Consider the following 7,058-nt stretch of genomic DNA (forward strand, 5'->3'; position numbering starts at 1 on the left):
CGGCTCGCGCTGTGCGCGAGCCGAATCCGGGCGAACATCTCAGAGGTGGCCGCCGGCGGCGGACGGGGCACCGGACGCGTCGGACGGCGTCGACATCTCCCGCGCGATGAAGTTCTCCAGGTCGAACAGGTTCGATCCGGCCCGGTCGGCGATGTTGAGCAGCGTGTTCATGCGCGCGACTTCCTCGACCTGCTCCTTGAGGAACCACTGCATGAACTGCTCGCCGAGGTAGTCGCCTTCCTCGCGGGCGGTGCTGGCCAGTTGGATGATCTGGTCGGTGACCGTCTTCTCCTGGGACAGTGCCAGCGCGATCGGCTCGCGGGCGTCCTCGAAATGCGACTTGGCCGCATCGATGCCCGCGATGTCGATGCTGATATCGCGGTCGAGGAAGTACTGAACGATCATCATCGCGTGGTTACGTTCTTCCACGGACTGTGCGTAGAACCGCTTGGCCAGCTGCGGCAGATCGGCATTGTCGAACCACACCGCAATGGCGATGTACTGGTGTTCGGCATTGAACTCATGTCGGATCTGGTCTTGAAGCAGGCTGTGGAATTTGCTGCGCGGGTTTTCCGAATGACTCGACATGTCGGCAACATTAGCGCTGGTCACAAGGGTTGTCATCCAAGTGCAACCTTATTGAGGGAAGTATTTCCTAACCAAGTATTCCCTTACTGAACCTGCCCTGCCCCAGCCATTTTCGGCGCTGTGTTGTCCACCGGGACCTTGCCCGTCAGCTCGCGCCTAATGAATTCCTCCACGTCGAAGAGATTTTGCTGGCGGTCCAGCACGGTGAGCAGTGTGCCCATCTCCGCGACGTCGGCCACCTGCTCTTTGAGGAACCACTGCACGAATTGTTCGCCGAGATAATCCTGGGCGGTCCGCGCCGCCGCGGCGAGTCCGCTGATCTGCGCGGTGGCCGCCCGCTCGCTGTCGAGCAGGAAGGCGATCGCGGCGCGCGGCGAATCGAACTCGGAGCGCACCTCGTCGAGGCCTCCGATCGTCACCGGGATGTCGCGGTCGAGCAGATACTGGACCATCCGCATCGCATGGCCGCGGCTCTGCGCGGACCGGGCGTAGGTCTGCGCGGCCAGCTCGGGTAGTCGCTGCGTGTCGAAGTACACGGCGGCGGCCAGATACTGTTGCGCGGCGGTCAGCCCGTGCCGGATCTGGTCCCGCAGCAGCTCGATGAACGAACGGTCCTCGGCCATACAGACGACGTTACCGCGTCAGCAGGTCCTCGGGAATCTGTTGGTCGTTGGCCAGCGCCTCGAAGAAGCCGGGCGCCTTCGACTTGTCCCACAGCAGCACGTTGCCCACGTCGGTGTCGTCGAAGCCGCCGATCGGCACGCTGGTGGTGACGGTGTCGCCGCGCATCGCCCAGCCGAGGGCGGCCAGGTTCCAGATGTGGTCGCCGTCATCGACTTTCAGCGAACCGGCCACGCCGGTGGCCATCGGCCACAGCGCGAACGGGTTGGCCAGCGTGCCCATGCTCGTCGCCTTCTTCAGCAGCGCCGACATGAACAGCCGCTGATGGTTCATCCGGTCGACGTCGGCGAGCGGGGTGGCCCTTGTCCGCACGAAACCGAGCGCCTCCGGGCCGGTCAGCTTCTGACAGCCCGCGGGCAGGTCCAGCCCGGCCAGCGGGTCGACGATCGGCTCGTCCAGGCACATCTCGATCCCGCCGAGCGCGTCGACGACGCCGGCGAAACCACCGAAGCCGATCTGGGCGTAGTGGTCGATCCGCAGGCCGGTCGCGATCTCGACGGTCTGCACCAGCAGCGGCGCGCCGCCGAGGGCGAACGACGCGTTGAGCTTGTCCTTGCCGTGGCCGGGAATGCTGACGTAGGAGTCGCGCGGCAGGCTGACCATCGTGGTCGGCCCGGACGACGGGATGTGCACCAGCATGATCGTGTCGGTGCGTTCGGGACCGGTGTCGCCGCCGGTCGCCAGTTCCTGCTCCTGCTCGGTCGACAGGTCACCGCGACCGTCGGAACCGACCAGCAGCCAGTTCGTGCCCGGCGTATCGCCGATCCGGTCGCTGTAGGAGGTGAGCGCGGGGATCCGGGTGAGCGAGTTGTCGAGGTGGATGACCGCGGCGATCAGCCCCACGATCAGCGCCACCACGATCAGCATCAGCCACCGGAACGGATGACGCCTGCGCGGCCGCCGCGGCGGCCTGGCCTGCCTGCCCACCTCGGGCGGAGGCGGGGTACGCCGGGGCGGGACGCCGTCGTGATGGGGGACCGGGCGCTGGGTCGGCGCGTGCCGGACCGGCTCGCGATGCGGAACCGGGCGCTGCGTCGGCGCGTGCCTGCGCGGCTGCTCGGTCGGCATCTGCGAGTAGGCCAGCGGCTCCCCGCGGCCGTCACGGTGCAGGACCTGGGTCGGCTCGATGTGCGAGGCGGGGGGCTCGCGGCGCGGCGCGGGGTTGTAGCGGACCGTCGGACCATCGCCGGGCGGTGGCATGCGGCCTGGCTGGGGGTTGCCGCGGCGGACTGTCGGCTCGTTGCCGGGCTGCGGACGGCCCTGACGTGGACCGTTGCCGCGCCCAGGCGGCGGCAGCGGAGGACCACCGGGGTGGCCTGCCTGCGGCGGCACCCGGCGCCTACGCGGGTCATCGCGGGGATCGTCGCCGTTCATCACTGGGGCACTCTACTGATCGTCGGGTGCGCGGGTCGGTTGTGCGCGCTCGGTCACTACTGGGATACCCCGCTCGGGCGCCCGTGTTAGCGCGAAACGCGGGGATGTGGCCGGACTCGCCGTGACACGCCGCTCACGGTAGCCAACCGACACGACCGCGCAGCACGGTGTAGCCGAGGTAGGCGACCGCGTCGATGGTCGCGTGCGCCAGGATCAGCGGCCACAGCCGGTTCGTGCGCTGCCAGTACCGGCCGAAGAGCAGGCCCATCACGATGTTGCCGAGGCCGCCGCCGATCCCCTGGTACAGGTGGTAGCTGCCGCGCAGCAGTGCCGACGCGACCAGCGAGCGGTTGTCCGACCAGCCGAGCTGACGTAGCCGGGTGATCAGATAGCCGACCACCAGCACTTCCTCGGCCACCGAGTTCGCACAGGCCGCCAGGATCAGCACCGGCAGCCGCCACCAGTGCTCCGACAGCGAACTCGGCACGATGGTGACGCTGAATCCCAGCGCGTGCGCGAGCAGATACAGCCCGAGCCCGGGCAGGCCGATCACCGCGGCCAGCACCAGACCCGGCACCACATCCGCGCGCCCGATCCTGGCCAGGCCGATCAGCCGCGGCCCGATTCCGCTGCGCCACAACAGGTACAGGCCCAGCGCGGCCCAGGCCAGCAGCCGGGTGACGCTCACGAGCTGGAACAGCAGGTCGAGCAACGAGTTGTCGGACCGGGAGGCGTTGAGCGCCACCGTGCGCCCGCCGATGCCACCGGGCGAGAGCGCCGAATCCAGCAGCGCCAGACCGGCACTGATCCCGCTCAGCCCGAAGGTCACCAGCAAGACGATGGCGATCTCCACTCGGAGACCGAACCGTTCCCGCTCGCTCAGCTGGGTGTCCGGAGGATCGACGCGCATGTCGCGCAGTGTAGGCAGCCCGCGGTGCGCGGGCCCGTGAGCGGGTTCAGATGCGGCGCAGGCCGTTCAGGTAGGGGCAGCCGGCCAGGACGCGCACCGCTTTGCTCAGCGATTGGACGTCGTCGGCGGGCGTGGCGAAGGGCAGTCGCACGTCGTGGTCGCCCTCGGTGCTCTCGACGCGCAGGGTCAGGCCGTAGCGGTCGATGGCCAGCGGATGCACCATCCCGCCGCGCAGCCGGGTCGGCAGGTGCCGGGCCAGCTGGGCGACGATGTCGGCGTGGTCCTCGGCCATGTGCTGCAGCCAGGCGCTCTCGAGTTCGCAGAACGGGTCGGGCGAGGCGGCGCGCAGGTCGGCGTGGTCGACCGATTCGGCGCCGGAGGTGTCGGCCAGCACCGCCGAATTCACCACAACGCGCAGCAGGGTGACCCCGTGCCCGATATCGAGCAGCCCCGGATGCGGGAACTCCTTGGCGATCTCGATCGCGAGCGCGCGCTGCGCCTGTTCGGGCACCTGCCGCACCCAGCCGCGCAACCACACCAGCGCCCGGACCGGCTCGCGCAGCGGCAGCGGCGCGTGATCGGTGAGTTCGAGTACCGCGGAGGTCTCGTTCGCCGTCGCGGCCAGCGCCGCCGCGAGGGAGCTCGCGGGCACCGCGATCACCGCGTCGCCGCACCGGCGCAGGTGATGCAGCGAGGTCGGCACCGGATCGATGCCGGGCAGCGCGAGCATCGCCGTCTCCGCGTGCGCGCACGCGCTGCGAACGCGCTCGGCGGTCGTCGGCGCGAGGATCGTGGTTGGGCTCGACATGACAACCTCCGCGAACTGTTGTTTAGGTAAACCTAAGCTAAGTTACCGCGGTCATTCGCGCAAGAGGGACACCCCGCACAATTGCCGGGAATCCCGCATCTACGGTGGTCTGATGACGCACGACGACCACGCGACTCCCGCCGAACCCGTCCTGGTCACCCTGTCGACGCCCGCCCGCCGCAGCCTGGTGGCCGGTCTGGTCCGGCCGCGGGGCAGCGCACCCGGCACCGCCGAGATCGTCGACGTCGACATCCCCGATGCCGAGCTGGTGGCGTTCCTGGTCCGCATCGCCCACGCCGACCACGGCTTCGTCGCCCGTACCGCCGACGGCTCCCGTGCCGTCGCCATCGTCGCCGGTACGGTCGCCGCCCTGTGTGGCGAGGACATCCCGACCGCCCTCGCGAATCCCGATGTCGAATTCCTGACTTCGCTCAAGCCACCGGCCATCGAAGCAACCCGTACGGTTCTGCTCGCCGTCGAAACCGACGATGAGCAGGCGATCGTGGATGCTCTCCGCGTACTGGATTCCTGAGCCGGGCCGACTTCGGACAACGATCCAGCTAATCTTTCTGTGTGCCGCGTATTGCGTATTTCGGGCCGTCCGGGACGTTCACCGAGATGGCTCTGGCGAAGTTCGAGAACTCGGGGGCCTTCGACGGTCCGGTCGAGCGAATAGCCGCGCCGAGTCAGGGTGCGGCACTCGATCTGATCCGGTCCGGCGATGTCGACGGCGCGGTGGTGCCGATCGAGAGTTCCGTCGAAGGATCGATTCCCGCGACGCTGGATTCGCTGGCCATCGGGCCGCGGCTGCAGATCGTCGCCGAGACCGAGCTCGAGGTGGCCTTCACGATCGTCGCGCGCCACGGCATCACGCTCGACCAGGTGCGCACGCTGGCGGCCTACCCGGTGGCGGCCGCGCAGGTCAGGCAGTGGGTGGCGCGGCACATGCCGGACGCGCGGCCGTTCACGTCGGCCTCCAACGCGGCGGCCGCCGAAGACGTGGCCGCGGGAACCGCCGACGCCGCCGTGTCGACCGCGCTGGCCGGCGAACGGCTCGGACTGGCGACGCTGGCCGCCGGAGTGGCCGACCACGATCAGGCGATCACCCGGTTCGTCCTGGTGACGCGGCCGGGCGTAGCGCCGCACGCGACCGGCGCCGATCGCACATCGATCGTGCTCGAACTGCCGAACGAGCCCGGCTCGCTGATGCGCGCCTTCGCCGAATTCGCCACCCGCGGCGTCGATCTGACCAGAATCGAGTCGCGGCCGACCCGGACCGCGATGGGTACCTACCGCTTCTACCTGGACTGCGTCGGGCACCTCGACGATCCGGCGGTCGCGGAGACGTTGAAGGCATTGCATCGCACGGCGCGGGTCCGGTTCCTCGGATCGTGGCCCGCGTACTCGGCGGTCGGTACGCCGCCCCCGTCGGACGAACCTGCCGCAGAATGGTTGACGCAATTGCGAAAGGGGGTCGCTGACCTATGACTACACGCGCGAAGCTGGTGCTGGTGCGCCACGGCGAGACCGAGGGCAACGTCGCGAAGATCCTCGATACCCAGGTGCCCGGTCTCCCGCTGACCGAACGTGGTGTGGCGCAGGCGAAAGCGTTCGGCGCGAGCCTGGCGCGCGCGCCGCAGGTGCTGGTGTCGTCGGAGGCGCTGCGTGCCCGGCAGACGGCGAGCTACATCGAGGCGGCCACCGGCTCACCCGCCCATGTTCTCGACGGCCTGTTCGAGGTGCAGGTCGGTGAGCTGCACGGGCGCTCGGACCAGGAGGCGCACGACTTCTTCCAGCAGATCTACCGCGGCTGGCACCTCGGCGAACTCGAGACCAGGGCCCCCGGCGGCGAATCAGGTCACGAGGTGCTCGACCGGATCGTGCCGGTACTCGAAGGGCTGCGCACGGAGTTCCTGACCGACGACGCCGACGGTGACGTGGTGGTCGTGAACCACGGCGCCGCCATGCGGCTGGTCGCCAAGACGCTGGCCGGGGTGGCGCCGCCGTTCACGACGAACAACCACCTCGACAACACCGAGACGATCGAACTGCTCCCCACCGAGGACGGCGGCTGGGAATGCCTGCGCTGGGGCAGGTTCACGCCGCCGTTCACGGTCAAGGCCGAGCCGACGGCCGACGACCCGATGGGGTGATCACCCCAGGTTGTCGGCCTTCGCGGCCCGGAATTCGGTACGGATCGGCAGTGATTCGATGAGATCGGCGACCGCGGTCCGCAGGCGCGCGTTCGTGCCGGAGGCGATGGACGACCACTTCACGCCGTCGTCGGCGACGCTGGCGGTGATGATGAATCTCCCAGCGCGCGTGTTGAACACGGCGATGTGGTTGTCCTGGATGTCGCGGGTGCCGTCACCGTAGGCGACGCCGACGATCTCGGCGTAGGAGTGGATTTCCACCAGCGCCGAGGCGAGCGCGGGCGCGTCGCCGGCCGGTTTGCCGATCTTGCTCAGCCGTTCTGTTGTGGCCGCGACGTCACCGGTGTCACCGAAGATCGGCGCGAGTTCCTCGGTGGGAGCGTTCATCCCGTACAGCTCGAGCGCTGCGGACTGCCCGAGCGCCTGCAGTACCGCGCCGGGCAGGTCGAGGCCCGCGTCGTCGATGACGTAGGACTCCGGCCCGGGGCGGGCGCCCCCCCCCCGGGGGGGGCCCCCCCCCCCCCCCCCACCCGGGCCCGGGGGC

At 69.3% G+C, this 7,058-nt stretch carries 9 protein-coding genes; 3 read left to right on the forward strand and 6 right to left on the reverse strand.

Annotated elements, in window-relative coordinates:
* Positions 1-39: 39 nt before the first annotated feature.
* The 5 genes from ACWF9G_RS14930 to ACWF9G_RS14950 form a co-directional block, all read right to left on the reverse strand.
* Positions 40-588, reverse strand: coding sequence for a ferritin (locus ACWF9G_RS14930; protein WP_379311432.1), 549 nt, complete (start codon positions 586-588; stop codon positions 40-42).
* A gap of 83 nt (positions 589-671) precedes the next feature.
* Positions 672-1,211, reverse strand: a complete 540-nt coding sequence (locus ACWF9G_RS14935) for a ferritin (protein ID WP_379311431.1) — start codon at positions 1,209-1,211, stop codon at positions 672-674.
* A gap of 10 nt (positions 1,212-1,221) precedes the next feature.
* Positions 1,222-2,643 (reverse strand): LCP family protein, encoded by a 1,422-nt coding sequence (locus ACWF9G_RS14940; protein ID WP_379311430.1) that lies wholly within the window; start codon positions 2,641-2,643, stop codon positions 1,222-1,224.
* Positions 2,644-2,776: 133 nt separating this feature from the next.
* A complete protein-coding gene (locus ACWF9G_RS14945; RefSeq protein ID WP_379311429.1) occupies positions 2,777-3,553 on the reverse strand; it encodes a CPBP family intramembrane glutamic endopeptidase in 777 nt (258 codons plus the stop codon).
* 46 nt (positions 3,554-3,599) lie between these two features.
* Positions 3,600-4,361, reverse strand: coding sequence for a DUF2470 domain-containing protein (locus ACWF9G_RS14950; protein WP_452515797.1), 762 nt, complete (start codon positions 4,359-4,361; stop codon positions 3,600-3,602).
* Between the two features lie 112 nt (positions 4,362-4,473).
* On the opposite strand from ACWF9G_RS14950, the gene ACWF9G_RS14955 reads away from it, so the two are divergent.
* Genes ACWF9G_RS14955 through ACWF9G_RS14965 form a run of 3 tightly spaced genes read left to right on the forward strand, consistent with a single transcriptional unit; the run spans position 4,474 to position 6,514 of the window.
* Complete coding sequence (locus ACWF9G_RS14955; RefSeq protein ID WP_379311427.1) at positions 4,474-4,893, forward strand: hypothetical protein; 420 nt, start codon at positions 4,474-4,476, stop codon at positions 4,891-4,893.
* 41 nt (positions 4,894-4,934) lie between these two features.
* A complete protein-coding gene (pheA, locus tag ACWF9G_RS14960) occupies positions 4,935-5,849 on the forward strand; it encodes a prephenate dehydratase (protein WP_379311426.1) in 915 nt (304 codons plus the stop codon).
* The gene (locus tag ACWF9G_RS14965) at positions 5,846-6,514 is read left to right on the forward strand and encodes a histidine phosphatase family protein (RefSeq protein ID WP_452515800.1); all 669 of its coding nucleotides are present in this window, start codon (positions 5,846-5,848) and stop codon (positions 6,512-6,514) included. The genes pheA and ACWF9G_RS14965 overlap by 4 nt, the downstream gene beginning before the upstream one ends.
* Here the strand turns inward: ACWF9G_RS14965 and ACWF9G_RS14970 are convergent, their stop codons facing one another.
* A complete protein-coding gene (locus tag ACWF9G_RS14970; RefSeq protein ID WP_452515936.1) occupies positions 6,515-6,979 on the reverse strand; it encodes an ESX secretion-associated protein EspG in 465 nt (154 codons plus the stop codon).
* Positions 6,980-7,058: the final 79 nt, after the last annotated feature.

The sequence above is a fragment of the Nocardia sp. NPDC055029 genome, from assembly GCF_053608525.1.

Bases quoted from the DNA above. Each gene is read 5' to 3' on its own strand.
- ACWF9G_RS14930 (WP_379311432.1), bottom strand. From the start codon at position 588: ATGTCGAGTCATTCGGAAAACCCGCGCAGCAAATTCCACAGCCTGCTT.
- ACWF9G_RS14935 (WP_379311431.1), bottom strand. From the start codon at position 1,211: ATGGCCGAGGACCGTTCGTTCATCGAGCTGCTGCGGGACCAGATCCGG.
- ACWF9G_RS14940 (WP_379311430.1), bottom strand. From the start codon at position 2,643: ATGAACGGCGACGATCCCCGCGATGACCCGCGTAGGCGCCGGGTGCCG.
- ACWF9G_RS14945 (WP_379311429.1), bottom strand. From the start codon at position 3,553: ATGCGCGTCGATCCTCCGGACACCCAGCTGAGCGAGCGGGAACGGTTC.
- ACWF9G_RS14950 (WP_452515797.1), bottom strand. From the start codon at position 4,361: ATGTCGAGCCCAACCACGATCCTCGCGCCGACGACCGCCGAGCGCGTT.
- ACWF9G_RS14955 (WP_379311427.1), top strand. From the start codon at position 4,474: ATGACGCACGACGACCACGCGACTCCCGCCGAACCCGTCCTGGTCACC.
- ACWF9G_RS14965 (WP_452515800.1), top strand. From the start codon at position 5,846: ATGACTACACGCGCGAAGCTGGTGCTGGTGCGCCACGGCGAGACCGAG.